Raw genomic sequence first — 22,870 nt, 5'->3', positions numbered from 1 at the left:
ATATCAAATTCAATACAGAGGAAACCGCTTGAACTTAATTGTTTTAGCGGTTTTTTTGTACTTTTGCACCGTTATGAAAATTGCCATTATAGAAGATGAGCTGCTGGCTGTGAATTATCTGAAAAATCTTTTGGATACACAGAGCATAGTCCCTGTTACAGAGACTGTTATTCTTCGTTCCAAAAAACAGGCAATTGATTTTTTTGAAAAAGATTCTGTTGATCTTATCTTTATGGATATTCATCTCGGTGACGGGATGAGTCTGGAAATTTTCGAACATGTAGAGCTTTTTACCCCCATTATTTTCATTACCGCGTTTGATGAATATGCCATGAGAGTCTTCAGGCATTTTACAATCGATTATCTTTTGAAACCTTTCGAGGAGGAAGATCTGCATAAAGCTTTACATAAATTCATCTCCATAAGAAACAATTTTGACCCTGAGCCTGTGCTTAGGTCCATTTCTTCATTACGTCAGACAGAAGATGAGATGATGAAACGTTTTATGGTGAGAGAAGGGAATAAGCTTAAATCAATAGACGAACATAATACCGCTTATTTTTTTGCTTCAGGGAAATATCTTTTCCTTACTACAAAAGATCATCAGACCTATATTTACGATGATACCATCAAAGATATTATTCAGAAGTTGAATCCTGATATTTTCTTTAAAATAAACCGTAAGTTTATCATTAACAAAGAAGCCGTTTCTGAAATTATCAAACATTCCAGTCAGAAAGTAGAGCTTAGACTTTCTCCGGAACCGGAAGTGAATGCTGAGGTTTTTATCAGTAAAACGCAGATTGCCGAATGTCTGAACTGGCTGAACAGCTAATTAGACTTATTTCAATCTATACCATTATATCAACGCAAAGTTTATCTTCAATCATCGTATTTGTAAGGGTGCTAAGAAAGCAACAAGTCGCTGATGAAACTCTATGATTATGCTCACGCTTAAAAAGAATCAATGAAGTTGATTCCACCTTTGCTCCCCCAAAATTTAATTTAGATATTTCAAGCCTTTGCGTTAAATTCGGTTTCTTAAGAATATTCCCAGAAATATAACAACAAAAAAACCTCTAAAATAAATTAGAGGTTTTAAAGTGGTTTCTCCAGGAATCGAACCAGGGACACATGGATTTTCAATCCATTGCTCTACCAACTGAGCTAAGAAACCATTTATGTTTTTGTTTATTACTTCGTTGTTTTAAAGTGATGCAAAAGTATAACATTTTGTAATACCGCGCAAGTATTTTGTTATATTTTTTTGAATAAATCTGCTGCTAGAGCTTGTTTTTGTATTCAATGTTCTGTTCATCAGTGTTTTGATATGCTTTACTTTTTTTATTTTTTTAGAAAATTATTTTTAACTGTTTATTACAGATGTATTTTTAGGGGTGAAACTCAGTAAGGAATTTTCTATCAGCCCCAAAAGCATTATAGTTCCCTGTATTTTTAGCTAAAGCATTTTTATCGGCGCGGTCTCTGTAAAAAACTAAATTACTGACAGAGAAGTTTGCCCCATTCACTGGGCGAAGAAGTCAATGTGAGTATTGTATGTACTTCGTTATTTACAACAGTTATACTACACAATTAAAAATAGGCATAATAAAAAGCCAGTTCTTATTTTATGATAAGGAACTGGCCGATTTTTTTAGATTATAATGTTAGGGGAGGGTCGTGAAATTGATGTTCGGAGTCTGCGTAGGTGCAGTGACAGAAAACTGTGAGCCGGGAGCAACAGTTGTATTAAAGAATCCTCCATTTTGCAAAAAGAAAGAATTACCGCTTGTTCCTCCCATTGCATCTATTCTTTGTTGTGCATTATAAGTGTTATCTACACTAAACTTTGCTCCGGAAATAGGTACCCAGTTGCCATCTGAAGTTCTGGCCCATTGATTTTTGAACTCTGCTTTTCTGCCCTGATATCCATTTTCAGGATTGAAATTTTCAACGAAACTGTAGAAGCTTTTAAGGTAGGTACTGGTTTGAGGTCTCTTCCAGCTGGCGATCAGTTTCCATGTCGTAGCATCCGGTGACAAAAACCAGGCTGTAAAGTCTGTTTTTCCAGTCCCATCCGGTTCCCCTTTTAATAAGAATTTATAGGTTTGTCCTGCACTCCAGTTGTATTTATAATAACTTTGTCCGCCAGAACCCTCATTGCCAAACTCTCCAATCGTTACTCCGGTGCCTGCTCTGTTCAGAACTATTTTGTGATCAGGAGGAATGTTATTGGGATCATCTGTATCAAAGGGGCTCCATACAGAGAACAGAATTCTTCTTTCTGTAGCAGAGTTCACCTGCATTCCAAAATAGCCCGCACTAAAGCCATTGGCCATAAAATAAGAGCCAATCTTATCTTCTCCCACCGGAACTGTTACTTCGTTGTAATAATAGCTAACATTACTAGTGGTCGGAATTGTATAATTCAGGTGGCAGGAAGGCCCTCTGCGCGCCCAATAATAGTAAGAAGGATCATTGCTGTACACATTAGTTCCTGTAGAAGCTGCCCCACCGAAAGTAACATCTGTTACATCTGCAAAGTAACCACCGGTTTTAGAAACGCCCTGAAGATCAACTTTTACATAACCAGGAGTAGAAACGGTAAAATCTCCAACGGTATACTCCTTATACGCAGATCCCGTTAAAGTAACATTCTTGGATGTGCTGCCTACAGTTACTTTTACAACACTTGTACCCGAAGGGACAGAGGCTTTTAATCCGATGTTTAATATTCCCGTATTACTCACTCTGAAATAGGTGCTGATAACACTATTGGAGTTTGTCCAGTTGCCTAAGCTATTCGAAGTAATAACCTCATTGGCTCCCGATGGTTTTACTGTTAAAAAAGAATTCCCGGCAACCGGAACACTGAAGGAGGCTGCTTTCTTTAAAGCGGAGATATTTTTTTGTGTTGCAGTGGTGTCCTCTGTTGCCATAGTGTTTTCGGCACATGATTGAAAAACAAGAAGAGCGGCGATACCCAGAAAAGTATCGGCTAATAATTTTACTCTCATAATGATATTTGTAATTGGTTTGCCGTACTAAATTAAGTCTTACCTGTCAAATAACAAATTAATTCCCATAGTTTTGATTAATTTTTTTTGTTTTTTATGCTAAATAGAATTGTTTTTATATTTTTTTTGAGATATCGCAAACAGAAAAAATTAAATCACGGAAAGATTTATTTGCAGCCTCTTGCAAAGCTAATCATGACCATTTTTTATTAAGTATCTAGATCATAAATAAATAATTATATTAGCGACAAGTTTAACGAAATAAGGATATGGTATTTTTTTTACGAAATTCTTATATTTTTTGTTTCGAAAAGAATAATGTTAGGCTTCATTTTGTATAAACCAAAACCGAAAAATATTAATTAAAAAAACTATGAACTCAACCGAAGTAATAAATAATACAAAATGGTTTTCGAAATTTTCATTATCTTTTTTAGCAATTGTTGGTACTGTAAATACTGCTCTTTTTATAATTTCACCTCTTTTACCCTATAAAATTTCACAGTTTATACTCCCTGCCGGATTTTTCACATTAGGATTAGCTATACTATTCTCAATTGGTTTTTCTTTTTATTGGCACAAAAAAGAAAATAATGGAACTTTTAATTCTATAAAATATATTTCTTGGCTTTCAACATTATTGCGTTATTGGATTGCATTTCTACTATTAGATTTTGGCTTTCAAAAAATATTTGAAGTTAATTTTAATTATTCATATCACATAAATGATTCTTTATCAGGCGCATTAACGGGTCCGGAGTTAACCTGGAAGTACTATGGATTTTCTTACGGGCTTGCTGTAATTGTGGCGTTTTTTCAAATTATTGGTAGTATTCTTTTGTTATTCAAACGCACAACTTTATTAGGGATTACAATACTTTTACCTGTAATGCTGAACATTGTTTTGATTAATGTTTTTTATAATATCGGACCAATTACATTATTTACATCAATCCTAATAACATTAGGCTTAGTTAATCTGTTTTTACAGCAAAAAGTTAATATAATAAACTTCTTTAATCAATACAAAAATAGACTACCATCAATTGGTAATAATTTTTCACGCTCAATCGCTCGTGTGTTATGTATTCTAATTCCTTTATTGTTTGTTATCTACTATAATTATGACGTTCACCTTTCAAAAAAATATTTTGGAAAATGGAAAGTCACGTCGATGTCACGTAATGGAAAATTGGTTAAAGACAATGAATGGCAACAAGATACTTTGGCTTGGAAAACAATTTATATTGAAGAAAGAGGAAAAATGTATTATTGCCCAAATCCATTTATGTATGTGGATAGTACTTCAATATTTATGAAATATCATTACGATGATAAAAAACAGAATTTTAAGGTTATATCTTACGAAAAGAATCCAAGTAAACCTGATACAATTCCTGTTCAGATTAAAAATTTTAGAAATAATTCAATGCAATGGAAGATGATTTTTTATAAGGACACTATTCAAATGAATTTAAAGAGAGAAAATTTTTAACTTATACGCTTTCCGGGAAAGCATTACTGATGTTGTTCACTGTTCACAATTACAATTTTGTGTAATCATATTTGAAATAATAGGCCTCTTTTATCGGTTGGTTATAACCCCATCAATTTCCATATAAATACAATATTTTGTTATATTACTTTTTGAATCCACTAGTCAGGATGTTCAAATTTTGAATAGGTCTGCTTTGATAGTGGTAGGGGTGGGAAAATTTGCTGAGTATACAAATTTTAGTGTGGAAGCATTAAATATGAGAAAAAGAGTTGCTTGTAAAAAACAAAAAAACCTCTAAAATGAATTAGAGGTTTTAAAGTGGTTTCTCCAGGAATCGAACCAGGGACACATGGATTTTCAATCCATTGCTCTACCAACTGAGCTAAGAAACCATTATATTTTTGTTTGACTTACTTCGTTGTTTTAAAGTGATGCAAAAGTAGTAAGTTTTAGTATACAAAGCAAGTAGTCATCGTACTTTTTTTGAATAAAATTAAAAACTTACTGATTATCAGCCGGATTATTTTCCTGCTCCTTTCTGATCTGTTCGCTCATCTCTTCCAATACCGGTTTTATCGTGTTTTCTGGAAGATCACTGATTCGGATATACATCAATCCATCGATGGCATCATTGAAGTTAGGATCAACGTTGAAAGCAATTACTTTAGCATTTTGTTTGATGTATTTCTTGATCAGAACAGGAAGTCTCAATTCCGGTTCAAGGTCATCAATAATCTTGTCAAGCTTATTAAGGTCAGATTCCATTTCCTCAAAGAAAATGTTTTTGTCCCTGTCACGAAGCTTTACTTTATATTCATTCCTTGGAGTGATATATTGAGCTACTGCAGAATCAAAATAATTGGAACGCATAAATTCGATCATCAGAGATTTTGAGAACTCCGAGAACTTATTGGAGATACTCACACCACCCATCAGGAATTTATGATCAGGATTTCTCAGACATACATGTACAATTCCTCTCCATAAAAGGAAAAGAGGAAGTGGTTTTTGCTGATATTCCTGGCAGATATAGGCACGGCCCATTTCAATCACTTTTTTGAAGAAAGGATGAATGTCCTGCTCAAACTCAAATAGAGAGCTTGTATAGAAGCCTTTGATACCATATTTTTTCATTACTTCTCTACCGAGTGCCATTCTGTAAGCACCAGCCAGCTTTTTCTCACCATTGTCCCAAAGGAATAAGTGATGGTAATGTTTGTCATATTCATCAAGGTCAAACGGAAGATTGCTTCCTTCACCTACCGCACGGAAAGTAAGCTCTCTCTGACGTCCGATTTCCCTCATAATAGAAGGGATTTCTTCGTATGTCGTGAAGTAGATCTCATAATTTCCGTTACTGAACAACATTTTATCAGTTCCTCTCAGCTTATCAACATCTTTTATGATGTCTTCCACAGGAGTCTCATCGATAATATTCTGAACGATATTTTCTTCCTTTAATAAAGGAAATTTTACAGATAAATTTTGAAGATTGATGCTTTGAGCAAGAGATTTTCTCTTTTCGTAGTAAGATTTCATCATGTACACCTTACGCTTCAGAAATTCACCCAATTCCTCAATTGTTTCCATTTCATCCATGGCCTTTACAGTGATCTGTCGCCCGATTCTGATTCTGATAGGTTTTTCTCTATCATTCATCATTTCAGCAGGAAGCATCAAAGTCTGTAAATTCGGATGAAGCTTAGCCACCTGATAAAAAAGTCGGCTGTTCTTAGCATGGAAATACATAGGAACTACCGGCACTTTAGCCATTCTTATGAGCTTAAGTGCCGTTTTTTCCCATTCTTTATCTAAAATTTCTCCGTAAGGATTGTTTTTGTTGGAAACTTCTCCCGCCGGAAAAATACCTACACAGCCTCCGTTTTGCAAATGCTTGAGCGTTTCGCGCATTCCTGAAGAGCTGCTGTAAGCTTCTTTTCTACCTTCAAAAGGGTTTACTGCGATTACATACGGTTCCATAGGTTTGATCTTCTCCAAAAGGAAATTTCCCATCACCTTAAAATCCGGACGAACCTCAGATAAGACTTTGCACATCAGAATCCCGTCAATAGCACCCAGCGGATGATTGGAAACCAGTATAAATGGTCCCGTTTTGGGAATCTTTGCCAAGTCTTCTTCAAAAGCTACATAGCTTAGGTTTCTTTCTCTTACAAATGAGTCGAAAAAGTCTTTGCCTTCCTTGTCTTTTAGTTTGTCGTATAATTTATTTACTTCGTTTATTTTAGCAATGCTCATCACAGCAGATGCTACTGGGTTCTTTAGAAACCCAATTTTATTTAAGCCGGAAGCTTTGATCAGATCGTTTTTCGAAATTAAACTCATGTGTGTTTAGTCGCAATTAATATTATTGTGTTACCATTTGAAGAGTATTCTTGGAAATTTGTTCCAATAATACATTTTTTTCATGGTAAAATTTATCAATGTGATCCATCTTCGCATTTCTTACTGTGAATAAAGATACATTTTTAATTGTTTCGGTTTTAAAAATTTTTTGAAGCTCTTCTTCGAGTTCTTCAATATGGTTAAACTTATCTTCAAGGCATAGTGCCAGGGAGATTGCAGTATTCTGCATCAGGGAAACTTTGATCTTATATTTAGATAAATATCCGAAAATTAAACTCATATGATCTTCTGCAATAAAAGAGAAGTCTCTGGTAGAGATTTTCAAAAGATCCTGATTTTCTTTTAAAATATAAGATTCTTCGTTTTGGTTTTTCTCGGAAGCACCTACTTTTGTTCCTTCTTTAGTGGGATCTACGAAAGATTTTACATAAAAAGGAATGCTTTTTTGCTGTAGGGGCTGTAATGTTTTCGGGTGAATAACACTTGCTCCGTAATAAGCCATTTCAATGGCCTCTTCATAAGAAATATTAGAAAGAAGCGTTACATCATTGAATTTTCTTGGATCTCCGGTCATTACTCCCGGTACATCTTTCCAGATGGTCATCGCTTCAGCATTTAAGCAGTAAGCAAAAATAGCCGCAGAGTAGTCAGATCCCTCTCTTCCTAACGTCACCGTAAAATTATTGTCGTCGGAACCTATGAACCCCTGGGTTACATAGCAGATTTCAGGATTAAGATTGGAAATAAATTCTTCAGTTCTTGTCCAGTCTACGGTACCTTCTCTGTATGAATTATCCGTTTTAATATAATCTCTGGCATCTAACCATTGATTGGTAAACTGGATCTCATTCAGATATTCACTCAGGATTTTAGTAGAAATCATTTCTCCACAGCTTACCACCTGATCATATACGAAGCTGTAGTTAGGAGACTTATTTCTTCTTAAAAAAGAATCAATATCATCAAAAAAGAGATTGATTTCAGCGAAAACCGCATGATTTTCAGGGAAAAGGCCTTCCGCAATCTCAATGTGTTTTCGTTTTATCTTCTCAATCTCAGTTTGATAGTTATCCTTTTTGAAATAAAGTTCTACAACTTTTTCCAACTCATTCGTCGTTTTGCCCATTGCTGAAATGACCAGCAAGCATTTGGCAAATCCCTGGCTTTTTAGAACCATAGACACGTTTTTCACACTTTCAGCATCTTTTACTGATGCTCCACCAAACTTGAAAATTTTCATTAAATTGTTAAAAATAAAATTGTTAGATAAAAAATTACATGAGTTTTTTACGGACGTCAAAATTATAAATTTACAACGAGATATGAAATAGCCTAGCGGAATGATAGAATTAAGATTTGCTTAAAATCAATAATTGTTGAAATAATCTGTTTTTTTCACAGGTCTGGAATAACAAATTCGGGGACTCTATTTTTTGTAACTGCTTCATATTATGTTGTGTTTGGTTTGTATTGTGTTGAAATACAGTGGGTAATCTCTTTTGCAATTAAATTTCCTTAATGCGATAAATTTTCCGAAATTTGGGCAAAACGTAAAAAGAAAAATATGTCAAATCAACCATTACAGACTTTAGGAGAATTTCTTATAGATAAGCAGGACGATTTTCAGTATTCTACAGGTGAATTCTCTCGTCTTCTGAGTGCCATAAGATTGGCTTCTAAAGTGGTAAACAGAGAAGTAAATAAAGCCGGAATTGTAGATATAACAGGAGCTGCCGGAAACCAGAATATTCAGGGTGAAGAACAGCAGAAATTGGATGTGATCGCTAATGAAATTTTTATTACGGCTTTGTCTCAAAGAGAGGTTGTTTGTGGTATTGCTTCTGAAGAAAATGATGATTTTATTGATATTAAATGTGGAGAAAACGGTCATTTAAGTAAATATGTAGTACTTATCGATCCGTTGGACGGATCTTCCAATATTGATGTCAATGTTTCTGTAGGAACCATTTTTTCTATTTACAGAAGAGTTACAGAACCTGGAACTCCCGTACAGTTAGAAGACTTTTTACAAAAAGGAATCAATCAGATTGCTGCAGGATATGTTATTTACGGTTCTTCTACAATGATTGTTTATACGACCGGAAACGGAGTGAACGGATTTACGCTGGATCCTTCTTTGGGAACTTATTATCTTTCCCATCCTAATATGACTTTTCCAAGAACAGGTAAAATCTATTCTATCAACGAAGGAAATTATATCAAATTCCCTCAGGGAGTAAAAAATTATCTTAAGTACTGCCAGATGGAAGAAGGAGACCGTCCTTATACATCAAGATACATCGGTTCTTTGGTAGCAGACTTCCATAGAAACATGCTGAAAGGAGGAATTTATATTTATCCTTCTTATTCACAGGCTCCGAATGGTAAATTAAGATTGTTATACGAATGTAATCCAATGGCATTCCTTGCAGAGCAGGCAGGAGGAAAAGCAACAGACGGATTCAGAAGAATTCTTGAAATAGAACCTACAGAACTTCACCAGAGAATTCCGTTCTTCTGTGGAAGTATAGAAATGGTAGAGAAAGCAGAAGAATTTATGCGTATCGACAGCGTAAAATAAATGAAAGCAACTTATTTAAAATATTTATTACAGTTTAAACGCCCGAGTGGAACATCTCGCGGCGTTTTGCTTGATAAGGAAACCTTTATCCTGACTCTTTCAAAAGACGGAAGAAAAGGAGTAGGTGAGTGCGCGATTTTCAGAGGCTTGAGCTTCGATGACAGACCTGACTACGAAGAAAAACTAAAATGGCTTTGCGAAAACATTGATCAGGACACTTCTTTTTTGAAAGAAGAGCTCAAGGAGTTTCCGTCTATTTGGTTTGGTTATGAACAGGCTGTTCTGAATCTTAAATATGGGGACAGCCTTTATTTTCCAAGTGAGTTTACCGAAGGAAAATCTGCTATCACCATCAACGGTCTGATATGGATGGGAGAGGTAGGATACATGGAAGAACAGATTCAGGATAAACTGGAAAAAGGATTCCATTGTATTAAATTGAAAATCGGTGTCGATTGGAAATCAGAACATGTTATTCTTCAGAAATTAAGAGAAAAATTCTCCAAAGACCAGCTGGAGCTTCGTGTAGATGCCAACGGAGGATTCAGTAAAGATGAAGCCGTTATCGTTTTACAACAGCTTGCAGATCTTCACATTCATTCTATTGAGCAGCCTATCAAAGCTGGAAACTGGAATGATATGGCAGAATTATGTGCAAAAACACCCACTCCAATTGCATTGGATGAAGAGTTGATAGGGATTATTGATCCTGAAGAAAAGAAAAAGCTTTTAGAAAAAATACAACCCCAATATATCATTCTGAAGCCAGCATTGGTAGGAGGATTTTCCGGTTCGGATGAATGGATTTCTCTTGCTGAAAATCAGAATATAGACTGGTGGATTACTTCAGCGTTGGAAAGTAATATTGGCTTGAATGCTATTGCTCAATACACATTTACAAAAAAAAGTCCAATGCCTCAAGGTTTGGGCACTGGAGCTTTATTTGTCAATAATTTTGAATCCGATCTGGATCTCAGAAATGAGCTTTTATGGTTCAAAATATAACTGAGAAAAGTTAATTAGCACGATGGAGCAGGTGAATCCGGGCATGTAGCCTGACCACAGTAATCAGGAGCCCATGATCTACAGCACATAGCACCTGGGTTCCAGCTGTTGCATCCAAGAGGGGGTCTTCCTCCTTTGATAGTCTTTAATTCTCCTCTTTTGATTTTTTTTAGATTTTTCATGTTTAATATTTTATTTGATTGATAATCAAATGTCGAAAACTTTTTTCAATTATACAACATGTGGGGGATTATTTAGCTATATTTAACAATGTAGTGGGGGATTATTGTATAGATATTAAATATTAAAATGAACAGTTAGAGAAGTAACCCGAATACTAAAAATGAAAATACATCCCTGCATTAAATTTGTAGGAAGTGTAGTCAATTTTCAGTTCTGTTTAATGGCTAAAGTAGTTTTTTATCGGATAATTAATGTTTAGAGGTTGTTATTCAGCTAAATCACATCTTTTACGAAGATGGCCTTCTTTATATAGTTTAAAATATAAGAAAACCTTTTTTTAATCTGTTCCATAATAAAAAATTGTAATTCCCTATAGTTTGAATTGGCAATCTTTATGCCATACTCTAGTATTGAATTAATTTTAACGCAGAGTTCATTTTTCAAGGTGTATTTTAATTATTTGTTAAGAAATAATTGTGAAAATATTTTCGGTATTCTTTGTTCTGTTGGTAATAAGGTTTCTGTCTATTCCATTTAAATTCTGGATGATATCATTTTGTACCTGCGAGCTTGAGAGATATCCCCAATGATGTCCTACTTCATATTTTAAGCTGTTTAGAAGGTCATCTTTCACAAACGTACAATCAATAATAGAAACAATATCCTTGTAACGGTCAATGTCACTCGGTCCGTTTTTGCCCAGCCTTGGTGTCAGAATGTTTTTGGTGAACTGAGAAATGCCCAAAACTGCATCCTGTCTGTTGAGATAAATAGATATCCGGTTGGCTAATAAGGGCAGTTTATTAAAAGAATCTTCAGAATCTTCAAATACTTTATAGGTCACATCTGCATTCAACAGAAGAACCTGATCTATGACACGAAGTATATTTTCACGTTTAAGACTATACAGCATGCTTTGAAGGACTCTGTTTCCCAAAGAATGGGTCATGATATGAATTCTTTGATTGCAGGGCACAAGATCCCGGTTGGAAAAAATATCCTTTAAAAACTGAGTATAGAAATAAAACATCCTCATCAGTGATGCTCCGGAATTGATACTGGATGCCTTATCATCAAAATAACTTAACGGAATAATACTCCCGGAGGCAGGCCAGCTTACGAATAAAATATGTTCTACTGGGGATGCCGGATTATCAATGAATATTTTCTTAAGGTCTAGAATAGCTTTTAATTCATCATCAAAATCATACAAATAGCCATGGATAAATATCAATACATCACTCCTTTCTTTGGTGGAAGACATATTTTTATACAGCTCATAGAACATTCTCTGAGTTCCGCCCAGATTATTGGCTGTAAGAGAAGAATTTTTAACTCCTTTTTCGCTCAACAGAACGTCTAAAACGTCCTGATAACCTTGTTTTTCGGGTTCGGAGAACAGTTTGTAGTTTACGATATTCCTGTTGGTGTAATCTTTCTTTTTTTTGGCTTGTGCAGTGGGTTCTTTATAGTTTTCAAAATCACATTTAGCAATCCTGAAATTGGGAATTGAGTATTCATCATTAGAAAAAGAGTCCACTTTTTCGCCTTTATGCCGGATGATTTTCCGGTTGCTTAAGATATAAACGGCCATGATTAGTTTTTCATAAAGTTATTAAAAATAATGATTGAAAATACCACTTTCGGGTGATTTGAATCAGATTTCAGTTTCACTAACTTTAAAATCAACTAAAATTAATACCATGGAAACTATAATCTATTATTTTGAAAAGCTTTATAATACCATTAAATCCAATGGAATTTATATCTTTTTATCTGTTTTTTTTGTCTTTTTACTTTTTGTGATTTCAGATGTGAGTGATGATTTCATCTATGCATTAAGTGATAAAGGGAATTTTGCCAGTGTATTCTTTATCTGTTTGTCATTTATTCTCCTAACGCTTGCTTTGTGGGTAATTCCTGCATCTTTTCTAAAAATATTTTTAGGATCTGAAACTCCACATCAGGAAGTTTTGTCATATTATCAAGGTTTTGAAGACATTTATAACGGAAAGAGAAATGAAAAGAGAAATCAAATTCCGGTGAAGTACATAGCTATTGCTCCCTGGGTTATCTACACTATTACTTTGACTGTTTGTCTGATGAAGTCTTTATTTATAATAGAATCAGTCTGGTATATCTTTTTATATTTATTCCTGTTTTCTATGTATATTCTGAATCTTCTGAATAGAAAATACAATATACTTCACAAGTTTTTTACTAGAAATAAAACCCGCAAAAGATTACTAAATACCCTAATTCTGGCAGCAATTGTAATTGCTGTCCTTCCATTAGTTATCTTTTTGTTTGCCTATCCTGAGCTTAGCAATAAATGCAGTACAAATCCCGTTTGTGTAAAGAAGTATTATAATATCTTCTTAAGTTTATTGGCTATTTATAATGTTTTCTGTATTGTGAGTACTTTTTTATTTTTAGTGTATAAAGAAAAAGAATCGGCAACTACGGAACAAAAATATAAATTCAGTAAAACGCTTCACCGGTCCACCATCTTTCTCAGTGTTTCACTTTTATTGATTTTCTGTTTGTTTAGCTTGAACTCAAAATTAATCTGGATTTCTCCGACGGTCATATTAATCATTGTCTCAACGGTATTTATATTAGCTTTTGAATTACTTTATACAACTCCGAGAATGATTGTTGTGATTGATCGCTATAAAAATTCTTCACCTACAGGAAAATATGACAGACAGCGGTATATTTTCTATGCAGCAATGATGATCATGCTTGTAATATTCATATTGTTGCCTGATAAAAACATCCACATGATAAAATCGGATGCAGGAGAAAATGTATACCAATGCCCTACTTCAGAAAAGATTGACAAAAGAATGACCTTGAATGGGTATTTTCTTCAGTGGCTGATACATAATCATCAATTTAATGAAAAGGAAAATAATGAACCCATTGATGTTATCCTTATTTCGGGAGAAGGAGGAGGGTCTACGGCAGGAAGCTGGCTGCTTGCCAATCTGCTGAATGTAGAAGCTGTAAATCCTCAGTTTTATAATAATATCTTTAGTATTTCTACCGTATCAGGATCATCAAATGGAGCTAATTTTTATTTTGCGGCTAAGACGAAAAATATTTTACCTGAAATTCCAAAAGCCGGATTTGCAGATAATAGAAGATATGAATTGCTTAAAGAAATTTACACTACCAATTATTTCAGTAGCAATTTTTTAGGACTTATGTTTTCTGATTATTTTATTAATCCTATTGCTTCGCTTAGCGGAGCTCATATCGACAGGAATTATATTTTGCAGAAAGAAGAAAAGAATGCAATGCTTGCTGCAACTTCAATGATAAGACCGGACAGTTTAAAATCTATTGAAGCTTATTTTGATCAAAATTATCTGGACTTGTGGTACAAAGAAAAAATTGATAAACAGAAACAGATCAATCCTTTATTCTTTATTAATACAACTATGATGAATAAAGGTGAAAAGGCTATTTTTTCACCTGTTCAGGATTTAGATACCAGTCGTGTGAAAGATATTGTTAAGAGATTTGCAAATACTAAATACGGAAAAGAGAACTACATCCCGATTTCCGCTGCTGTAGCACAAAGCCAGGCATTTCCATTGTTGAGCACTTACAATAATGTTCCGGGAGTAGACCATCTGGGTGATGGCGGCTTTTATGAAAATACAGGAACATCTACAACCTTAATTGTTTATAAGAAATTAAAAAGCTATTATCAAAACTATCTAAAAAAACATACTAAAAGAAAGATACGGTTTATAATGATTAATTTCCTTTCAGCAGATCAATCTGATAAAAAAACAGATAAATCTTCGGGCCTATTAAGAAAATCTATGTTGTATTATACGATAAACCAGACTTATAAAGTACCTTTTAACGGACATGCTAAGGATGCTTTAAGTTTTTTAGAAAAAGAAGTTGAAAGCAGTAACAATATATTTAATAAACAGGAGGGAATCACCGATACAATTTTAAATATAAGAAACTCAGAAGAATTTGCTACTACAAGATTGATCAGTAAGAAAACAATAAACAAGATGTTTTTATATGGAAGCTCTGAAAAGAATGGTGCAACACTTATCATTAATGCTTTGAAAAAAATTACAGATGAGCGTACTAAAATGATTTCTAATGATAATAATGGTGCAAATGTATCTACAGTATATATTTATTACTCAGATAAAGCTGAAAAAGAAAACCCGGAACTAATCAAAAATATGCGAAATTATATCAGCAACGAAGTCATCATTGATAATCCCAAAAACAGTGAAAAAAAATATATATTCAGTGTTCAGGGCATGCAAAATGTTTCTTCTTTTGATATCAATCAGGTTCGGTATTTTAATAGAGATGATGCTGAAATAGCAGAAAAACTGGCAAGAGAGATTGGTAAAAAAGGTCTGGTTTTGGAACATAAGTATTTTGACAATAAAAATTTTAAAAAAGCTGTTCCTAAAGGCCAGTTGCAAATATGGATTGATAAGCTTAAGAAACCTAAACCATCTAAAATAGATGCAAAAAAATAGAATTTTCTTTACCCCAAATTTTCCGTAACTTTGTACAACTTTTTTTGTACAAAAACAAAAGCTAATCTTAATGGAAGAAGAAAAAAAATCCCTCAATTTTATTGAGCAAATTATTGAAGATGATCTGGCAAACGGTTTGAATAAAGATCAAATCCGTTTCCGTTTTCCACCTGAACCAAATGGTTACCTGCATGTAGGTCACACAAAAGCAATCTGCATCAACTTTGGGCTGGGCGAAAAATACAATGCTCCCGTAAACCTTCGTTTCGACGATACGAATCCTGAAAAAGAAGAACAGGAATTCGTAGATTCTATCATGAAAGACGTAGAATGGCTAGGTTTCAAATGGGATAAAGTTTTGTACGCATCCGATTACTTCCAGCAGCTTTACGATTGGGCAGTTCAGTTAATTAAAGAAGGAAAAGCTTACGTAGATGAGCAAGCGTCTGAAGTCATTACAGAACAAAGAAAAAATCCTGCAGAACCGGGAATAGAATCTCCATACAGAAACCGTCCTGTTGAAGAATCGTTAGATTTATTCGAAAGGATGAAAAACGGAGAATTTGAAAGTGGTTCAATGTCTCTTCGTGCAAAAATCGACATGGTTTCGCCAAACATGAATATGCGTGATCCTGTTATGTACAGAATTTTGAATAAGCCTCACCACAGAACAGGTACTGCATGGAAAATCTATCCGATGTACGACTGGGCTCATGGTGAATCCGATTATATTGAACAAATTTCACACTCGTTGTGTTCTTTGGAATTTGAAAACCACAGACCTTTGTACAACTGGTATTTAGATCAGGTGTATGAAGAAGGAAGGGTTAAAAACAAGCAGAGAGAATTTGCGAGAATGAACGTTTCCTATATGATTACTTCCAAAAGAAAGCTGCAGAGATTGGTGGCGGAAGGAGCTGTAACCGGATGGGATGATCCTAGAATGCCTACCATTTCAGGAATGAGAAGAAAAGGATATACTCCGACTTCAATCAGAAACTTTATTGATAAAGTAGGGGTGGCGAAAAGAGAAAACCTAATCGAAATTCAGTTGCTAGACTTCTGTGTACGTGAAGACCTTAATAAGGTAGCTAAGCGTGTGATGGCAGTTGTAGATCCGGTAAAATTAGTGATCGAAAACTATCCTGAAGACAAGGAAGAATGGTTGGACACTGAAAATAATCCTGAGCAGGAAAATGCAGGAACAAGAGAAGTACCTTTCTCAAGAGAACTGTATATCGAGCGCGAAGACTTCAAAGAGGAAGCTAACAATAAATTCTTCAGACTTAAATTAGGCGGAGAAGTTCGTTTGAAATCTGCTTACATCATCAAAGCTGAAAGAGTGGAGAAGGATGAAAATGGAGAGATCACAACCATCTACTCTTCTTATGATGAGAAGAGTAAATCGGGAAGTGGAACAGAGGAGAGTTTAAGAAAAGTAAAAGGAACTCTACACTGGGTATCTGCAAAACATGCTATTCCTGTAGAAGTAAGAAGCTACAATCATCTGTTTACCGTGGAGCAGCCTGATGCAGAGAAAGATGTTGATTTCTTAAACTTCATCAACCCTGAATCTGTAACTACAGCGAAAGGTTTTGCTGAGCCAAGCCTTAAAGAAGTTGCGATAGGAGAACCATTACAGTTCCAAAGAATCGGATATTTTACAAAAGATCAGGATTCTACAGAGGATACATTCGTATTTAACCGTACAGTAACACTGAAAGATTCTTATAAGCCTGAATAATTTTCAGGATACTTAATATATAAAACCAGGACTTCATGGGAGTCCTGGTTTTTATTTTTGTTGAGTAACGCAAAGGTGCTAAGAAGCTCATCATTGTGAATATTTTTAAGCCCCAAGGAAATCAAAGATTTCCAGCAAGTGTAATACTTGATCAATCAATATTCTTAGCTTAAGAAATTAACAGTGTTCAATTTTATCTCAGATAGAATCTTTGTGCCTTAAACACTTCGAAAAAGAAATAACCTTGCGTCCTTGCGTTTTCCAACAGACAGCTCTATAAGCCTGAATTAATCTTAATATTGGAAAAAATAAAAGCAAGACTCTAAACAAGTCCTGCTTTTTACTTTAATAGTTTAAAATCAGAAGCTTAAGATTCTATTTCAAAAAGTCTTTGTCATGGTATGCAGGATTAGGATATTTATAAAACCCTTCACCCGTCAGTACTCCCAGTTTTCCTTTATCAATATAATCTTCTTTTAATTTTTCTACAGCTTTAATTTTCAACGGATCCTGAGTTTCTTCAGCTTCCATTTTATTGATATTGTAAGCCGTTGTAATTCCTACAACATCCAGAATACCGAATGGTCCTGTCGGCGCTCCTGTAGCTACCATCCATGTCTTGTCAATCGTTTCAATATCGGCAACTTCATCAATCCAAAGATTGACTGCGGCACCAAGCAACGGAACGAGCAATGAATTGACAATATATCCCGGTTGTTCTTTGTTAATAGGTAGTGCCACCATTCCTATAGCTTTGGCGAATTTGATTACAGAATCAAATACTTCCTGCGAAGTTCCCGGATGACGCATTACTTCCCCGGTATTGTGCTTCCAGATTTCATTGGCAAAATGGAGGGCAACAAATTTTTCAGGTCTTCCTGTATCTTCGGCAAACTGGCTTGGGAGAAGGGTAGAAGAATTCGTTGCAAATACTGTTTTTTCCGGTGCTACCTGAGCTAATTTATGATAGAATTCTATTTTAATGGCTGGATCTTCAGGAACTGCTTCTATGAGAAGGTCTGCATCTTTCACTGCTTCAGCAAGGTCTGATGAATAGCTGATGTTTTTAAAGGTTGTATCAAGCTGTTCCTGTGTTGCACCCAAATCTTGCTGGTAAGCTTCACTTAAAGCAGCGAATTTACCTTTCGCTTTTTCCAATACATCATCGTTGATATCATATACGGTAACGTTGAATCCGTGATAGGCAGACTGAAAAGCGATCTGATATCCTAATACACCACTTCCTGCTATCGTTATATTTTTAAAATCCATGAGATTTATTTTTTATATATGTTTTTAGAATAGTTATTTTTTTTAACGCAAGGGTTTATAAAAACTTATTATTATTTCAAGAGGGCAAAGGCAGATAAATCTGCTTCGCAAAGCTATACGCTTCATCAAATCAACTTGTTGATTCTCTTCTTTGCTTCCTCTAATAAATTATTATAATTCTAAATCTTTGCGTTAAGAATAAAGTATGGACTACTTTAAAACTATTGTTTTGTAAACTGGTACTTTTAGCCTTTTACTCCTTTTACCCATTCCTGAAATCTGCTCAAGAAAGATTCGTGTTCTTCTTTTTCTTCAGGACGGTTTACCAGGATATGTTCAAAATAAGTCCCTTTCAATACTTTTCTTAATATTCCTTCTCCTAAGAATGGTTTGTAGTCATTAAGAGCCTGGGTAGCTTTTAATAAATGTCTGATATCATATTGTAAAGGATTGATATCCGGAACTTGTTTGTTGAGGTTAAGAAGATTGTAAACAGCTATTCTAGCAGTTCTCACAGAACTTTCCATTGTGAATACAACGTCATTATTGGTTTCTACAAACTGTCCTACAAGACCTAAGTTGGTACATCCTTCAGGAACCACTCTAGGACGATCACCCTGCGCTCTTGGCATAAACATAGAAGTAATGTAAGGCATGAAGGCGGTACGTACAATCGTGTTTTCTATAACGTTATCCAGTTGGTCTGTTATTCCAAGGTGATAACAAAGTTCGGCAAGAATTTCGTTTCCGGTACATTGAGGCATTGCTTTTTTGATATAATTACCTTCTTTATCCATTAGTAAAGCATATACCCATACTACAAGGATATCATCCGGCTGAGTAGGGAAGTGCGGCTGTCTGTTGCAGGTAAAGCTCATCACCCAATTGGAGTCTGTAATGGTAATAATACCTCCTGTAGCAGTTCTTCCAGAATAAGGATCATTCACACACATCTCTTTCAGTTTCTCAGTGAAAGCGGAAGGACGACATGTTAATGTGGCGGATTCCCATGAAGATTTTTCAATGTGGCTACAGAATTTTTCTGGTTTTCCGAATACTTCAGATTTTGCAGCAAGATTTTTCCACAGTTTCCATCCGGCGCTTTGTCCTGCACTGCTGTTATCTATCGTAATTTCAGGAACGGTATTGTTGTCACCGTAGAAAGTACTTTCTGTCATAGATCCGGTTGTTACAATAACATAATCATCTTTACCGATTGGTATTCTTACTTCCTCTCCATTTTGTTCAGTAATGATTCCTTCTACCGTTTTTCCTTCGGTGTTGATATGAATATCAAGGTCTTTTACCAGAACATTAAACTGGATCTGTACTCCTTTTTCAACCAGGAAGTTTTTCAGGGGGGTTACGTAGGTATCATATTGGTTATATTTAGGGAAAACCAGACATGAGAAGTCTTTCATTCCGTCAATAGCGTGAAGGAATCTGTGCATATACAGTTTCAGTTCAAGCAAGCTGTGCCAGTTTTCGAAGGCAAACATAGAACGCCAGAAAAACCAGAAATTACTGTTCAGGAAGGATTCTGCAAAATAATCTTCAATGGTAAGATCATCAAGCTCTTCTTTTTTCTTCAACAAAAGTTTTACAATGGCAAGCTGATCTTTTTTCTCAAGACCGAATTTACTAAAATCCTGGATCTGTCCTTGATTGTGGATTAGTCTCGCTTTAGAATAATTGGGGTCATTGTCATTGACAAGTCTGTATTCATCCAATACGCTATACGGAGCTGGTAATTCCAATGCAGGAATATCCTGGAACATATCCCATAGGTTTTCATACGTCATATCCATTTCCCTTCCTCCACGGATGATATAACCGTCTTTTGCATTCCCGGCGCCATCCAGGGATCCACCTTCAACATTCAGCTGGTCGAGGAAAATAATGTTTTTGCCTGGTACACGGCCATCACGGATAAAATAATAAGCGGCAGACATGCCTGCAATTCCGCTTCCTACAATATAGATTTTACTGTTTTCGTAAGACTGCAAAGGAATTCCCTTGTTACGTTGATAGTTTCCGATCTGGTCGGAAAAAGGCATAGTTTTTTCAGGAGTGTTAATCTGAACTTCTTTACTTGAATCCGGTTCGTGGTTTACTTTTTCGAACTGATCAGAGGCATTTAAAACTTTATCGAATTTTGAATTGATCGTACTCATTTTGTATTGTTTTTAATTAACAGTATAAAGGTACCTCTATTCACAAAGCGACATATATCCCCAAGTTCAGAATTATCATCCCCAAATTCTCATGACTGAATATTTTCTTTCATTCTGTACTCTGAAGGAGAAAGCGTCGTATGTTTTTTGAAAAAACGGCCGAAAGCCGATGCGGAATTAAACTGAAGTTCAAATGCAATTTCCGAAATCGTTATATCAGGATTTCCCAACATGACATAAGCTTCTTTCAGTAAGGCTTCGTCAATAACTTCATGAGGTGTTTTTCCGCTTGCCTTTTTAATGATCTCTATGAGGTATTTATTAGAAATATGGAGCTGATCGGCATAAAACTGAACCGTTCGCTCCCTGTTGATATTTTCCCTGATCAGTTTATTAAACCTTAGATAAAGGTCTTTTTTTCCTTCCTCTTTTCCTGGATTTGCAGAGTTTTCCTGTTCCATAATCTCAGCCGTCTCCAGCAGCAGATTGAAAATAATGGTACGGATAATTTCTTCGGTAAACTTTCCCTGCTTCTTTGATTTTTTATCAAGGTAATCCAGAAGGTTCTGCAGCAACGATGAATTTTTTGCAGAGGTTTTTACGATGCTATAGGAACCTTTGGAGAAAAGATTCATTTTCTCGATGATAAATGGATTGGAAATATTTTTAATCAGGAAATTCTTGTCAAAGAACAGCAGTTTCATCATAAAATCTTCACTGGTCTTTACAAACTTTACAATGGTAGAAGGGGCAGCCATCAGAAAACTATGAGCATCTACTTTGTATTTCTGACGGTCTATCTCAATATTGATTTCTCCTGCGGTACAGATGCACAGAGCATAATAATCCATTCTGAAAGGAGCTTTTGGGAACTCAAAAATGGGTTTTCCGGAAGAAATGTAGTAGGATTGCCGGCAGTCAATACTGTAAAAGGATAGCGTATCATGTAAATTTTCGTAGGTTACCATTCTTCCGTATTGGTTAAAAATTTATTGTGTTTTTAAATGGTTTTAGTTTAAAAGCCCTTGTTGTTACTGCAATTTACGATTTTTATAAAAGTCTTTGAGCTTTAAATAGTAAAAAAAACTATTTTTTTCAGGATACAGCTGATAGTCTGTTTTAATGGATGTTATTTATAAAAAAAGGGTTTAAACACAGGCTTTTGGGTTATTTTTATCTAATTTTGCACTTTCAAATTCCCCCAAAATAGTATTGTGAGATTAATTAACGTATATACGAGTTCTTTCAAAGGACTCTCGCAGGAGAGTTGGATGCTGGCGTTGGTAATGCTCATCAACAGGGCCGGTTCTATGGTACTTCCTTTTCTGGGAGTTTATATGACCAATCATTTACATTTCAGTATTGAAAATTCAGGAATTGTACTGAGTTTTTTTGGAATAGGCTCGGTCCTTGGATCCTGGCTGGGAGGAATGATTACCGATAAAATAGGAGAGTATAGGGTACAAAGCCTGAGCTTACTTCTCAGTGTTCCTTTATTCTGTATGATTCCGCTTTTTACGACCGAAGCCGGACTGGCTGGAATTATTTTGGCCCAGAGTATTGTAAGTGAAACTTTCCGTCCGGCGAACTCGGTAGCCATTACCAAATATGCCAAACCTGAAAATATTACCCGTGCCTTTTCACTGAACCGTATGGCTGTAAACCTTGGGTTTTCTATTGGGCCTGCATTGGGAGGTATTCTATCTGCTATTTCTTATGAGTTTCTGTTTTTCAGTAATGCACTGGCTGCTTTTCTGGCCGGACTGATGTATATCTGGTTCTTTAAAGATCGTGCAAGATTGGCTAAACTGAAAGCAAAAAAGGTAAAAGAAGCCATCATTGTTAAAAAAGAAAGTTCTCCCTATCGCGATAGGAAGTTTTTGATCTATTGTGTGTTCTGTATGCTGTTTTCAATATGTTTCTTCCAGCTGTTCAGTACACTGACCATATTTTATAAGGATACAGCGCATCTGAGCCAGCAAAATATCGGGTATATTCTGGGATACAGTGGTTTTTTGATTGTACTGCTTGAAATGGGGCTTGTACAGGTAGCGGAGAAGTATTTTACTTTAGCTTTTACCATGCTTATCGGGACATTCCTGTGTGGAGTTTCTTATGCGATGCTGGCTTTTGATTACAGTATGGCTGCCCTTATTGTTTCTATGACCTTGCTTTGTGTGGGAGAAATCTGGACGCTGCCTTTTATGTCGACTATTACAGCATTACGCTCAGGAGAGAATAACAAAGGTGCTTATATGGGGCTGAATGGAATATCATTTTCTATAGCATTCATCATAACACCTTATATAGGAACACTGATTGCTGAGAAATTAGGCTTCAATATGCTGTGGATTGGGACGGGAGTGCTGGCAGTAGCTATTGCAGTTGGTTTTTATTTTATTGTTCCATGGATGTTGAAAGATAAAAATAAAGTGGAAGAAGAGGTGATATAAGAGATATCATGTTTTTGATTCATGAATTTAAAAAAAGGTTCGGGCAATTT

15 protein-coding genes and 2 tRNA genes are annotated in these 22,870 nt (G+C 35.3%); 7 read left to right on the top strand and 10 right to left on the bottom strand.

Translation table 11 applies throughout. The annotated features are described in order from the left end of the window. Window positions 1-73: 73 nt before the first annotated feature. Window positions 74-835, top strand: coding sequence for a LytR/AlgR family response regulator transcription factor (locus DBR39_RS13895; protein ID WP_124534046.1), 762 nt, complete (start codon window positions 74-76; stop codon window positions 833-835). Window positions 836-1,104: 269 nt separating this feature from the next. Here the strand turns inward: DBR39_RS13895 and DBR39_RS13890 are convergent. Both DBR39_RS13890 and DBR39_RS13885 read right to left on the bottom strand, forming a co-directional pair. Next, window positions 1,105-1,177, bottom strand: a tRNA-Phe gene (locus tag DBR39_RS13890). Between the two features lie 490 nt (window positions 1,178-1,667). Further along, window positions 1,668-3,017, bottom strand: a complete 1,350-nt coding sequence (locus DBR39_RS13885; protein ID WP_124534044.1) for a DUF3472 domain-containing protein — start codon at window positions 3,015-3,017, stop codon at window positions 1,668-1,670. Between the two features lie 373 nt (window positions 3,018-3,390). Here DBR39_RS13885 and DBR39_RS13880 point away from each other — a divergent pair, with 373 nt between their 5' ends. Continuing rightward, window positions 3,391-4,512, top strand: coding sequence for a hypothetical protein (locus DBR39_RS13880; RefSeq protein WP_124534042.1), 1,122 nt, complete (start codon window positions 3,391-3,393; stop codon window positions 4,510-4,512). 322 nt (window positions 4,513-4,834) lie between these two features. Here the strand turns inward: DBR39_RS13880 and DBR39_RS13875 are convergent. From DBR39_RS13875 to DBR39_RS13865, 3 genes are all read right to left on the bottom strand, one after another. After that, window positions 4,835-4,907 (bottom strand) — tRNA-Phe (locus DBR39_RS13875). Between the two features lie 109 nt (window positions 4,908-5,016). Beyond that, entirely contained in the window at window positions 5,017-6,858 is a 1,842-nt protein-coding gene (locus tag DBR39_RS13870) for a lysophospholipid acyltransferase family protein (RefSeq protein ID WP_124534040.1), read from the bottom strand. Window positions 6,859-6,880: 22 nt separating this feature from the next. Beyond that, window positions 6,881-8,119, bottom strand: a complete 1,239-nt coding sequence (locus DBR39_RS13865) for an aspartate kinase (RefSeq protein ID WP_124534038.1) — start codon at window positions 8,117-8,119, stop codon at window positions 6,881-6,883. A 324-nt stretch (window positions 8,120-8,443) separates the two neighbouring features. Here DBR39_RS13865 and fbp point away from each other — a divergent pair, with 324 nt between their 5' ends. Next, the gene (gene fbp, locus DBR39_RS13860) at window positions 8,444-9,460 is read left to right on the top strand and encodes a class 1 fructose-bisphosphatase (protein ID WP_109737937.1); all 1,017 of its coding nucleotides are present in this window, start codon (window positions 8,444-8,446) and stop codon (window positions 9,458-9,460) included. Next, entirely contained in the window at window positions 9,461-10,465 is a 1,005-nt protein-coding gene (locus tag DBR39_RS13855) for an o-succinylbenzoate synthase (protein ID WP_124534036.1), read from the top strand. It abuts the gene before it with no gap. Window positions 10,466-10,479: 14 nt separating this feature from the next. Here DBR39_RS13855 and DBR39_RS24260 read toward each other — a convergent pair whose 3' ends face one another. Continuing rightward, on the bottom strand, window positions 10,480-10,647 hold the full coding sequence (locus DBR39_RS24260; protein WP_185147186.1) for a bacteriocin-like protein: 168 nt from the start codon (window positions 10,645-10,647) through the stop codon (window positions 10,480-10,482). 464 nt (window positions 10,648-11,111) lie between these two features. Further along, entirely contained in the window at window positions 11,112-12,242 is a 1,131-nt protein-coding gene (locus DBR39_RS13850; RefSeq protein ID WP_124534034.1) for an alpha/beta hydrolase, read from the bottom strand. A 109-nt stretch (window positions 12,243-12,351) separates the two neighbouring features. Between DBR39_RS13850 and DBR39_RS13845 the strand changes: the two genes are divergently transcribed. Together DBR39_RS13845 and DBR39_RS13840 are read left to right on the top strand one after the other, a co-directional pair. Continuing rightward, window positions 12,352-15,177 (top strand): hypothetical protein, encoded by a 2,826-nt coding sequence (locus tag DBR39_RS13845; RefSeq protein WP_124534032.1) that lies wholly within the window; start codon window positions 12,352-12,354, stop codon window positions 15,175-15,177. A gap of 70 nt (window positions 15,178-15,247) precedes the next feature. Next, on the top strand, window positions 15,248-16,921 hold the full coding sequence (locus tag DBR39_RS13840) for a glutamine--tRNA ligase/YqeY domain fusion protein (protein ID WP_124534031.1): 1,674 nt from the start codon (window positions 15,248-15,250) through the stop codon (window positions 16,919-16,921). A 375-nt stretch (window positions 16,922-17,296) separates the two neighbouring features. On the opposite strand, the gene DBR39_RS13835 is transcribed toward DBR39_RS13840, so the two are convergent. The 3 genes from DBR39_RS13835 to DBR39_RS13825 all read right to left on the bottom strand — a co-directional run bounded on the left by DBR39_RS13835 (window position 17,297) and on the right by DBR39_RS13825 (window position 21,335). Further along, window positions 17,297-18,193 carry a 3-hydroxyacyl-CoA dehydrogenase gene (locus DBR39_RS13835; protein ID WP_124534029.1) on the bottom strand — a complete coding sequence of 299 codons (897 nt, stop codon included), beginning with the start codon at window positions 18,191-18,193 and terminating at the stop codon, window positions 17,297-17,299. A 245-nt stretch (window positions 18,194-18,438) separates the two neighbouring features. Further along, entirely contained in the window at window positions 18,439-20,367 is a 1,929-nt protein-coding gene (locus tag DBR39_RS13830) for an oleate hydratase (protein ID WP_124534027.1), read from the bottom strand. An 89-nt stretch (window positions 20,368-20,456) separates the two neighbouring features. Next, a complete protein-coding gene (locus DBR39_RS13825) occupies window positions 20,457-21,335 on the bottom strand; it encodes a helix-turn-helix domain-containing protein (protein WP_124534025.1) in 879 nt (292 codons plus the stop codon). Between the two features lie 303 nt (window positions 21,336-21,638). On the opposite strand from DBR39_RS13825, the gene DBR39_RS13820 reads away from it, so the two are divergent. After that, window positions 21,639-22,820: an MFS transporter gene (locus DBR39_RS13820; RefSeq protein ID WP_124534710.1), complete on the top strand. Its 1,182-nt coding sequence runs from the start codon at window positions 21,639-21,641 to the stop codon at window positions 22,818-22,820. Window positions 22,821-22,870: the final 50 nt, after the last annotated feature.

Origin of the sequence: Chryseobacterium sp. KBW03 (assembly GCF_003852415.1) — a bacterium.
Classification (GTDB): domain Bacteria; phylum Bacteroidota; class Bacteroidia; order Flavobacteriales; family Weeksellaceae; genus Chryseobacterium; species Chryseobacterium viscerum.
The sequence above is the reverse complement of the archived record's forward strand: the minus strand, read 5'-3'. Positions and strand labels throughout refer to the sequence as shown.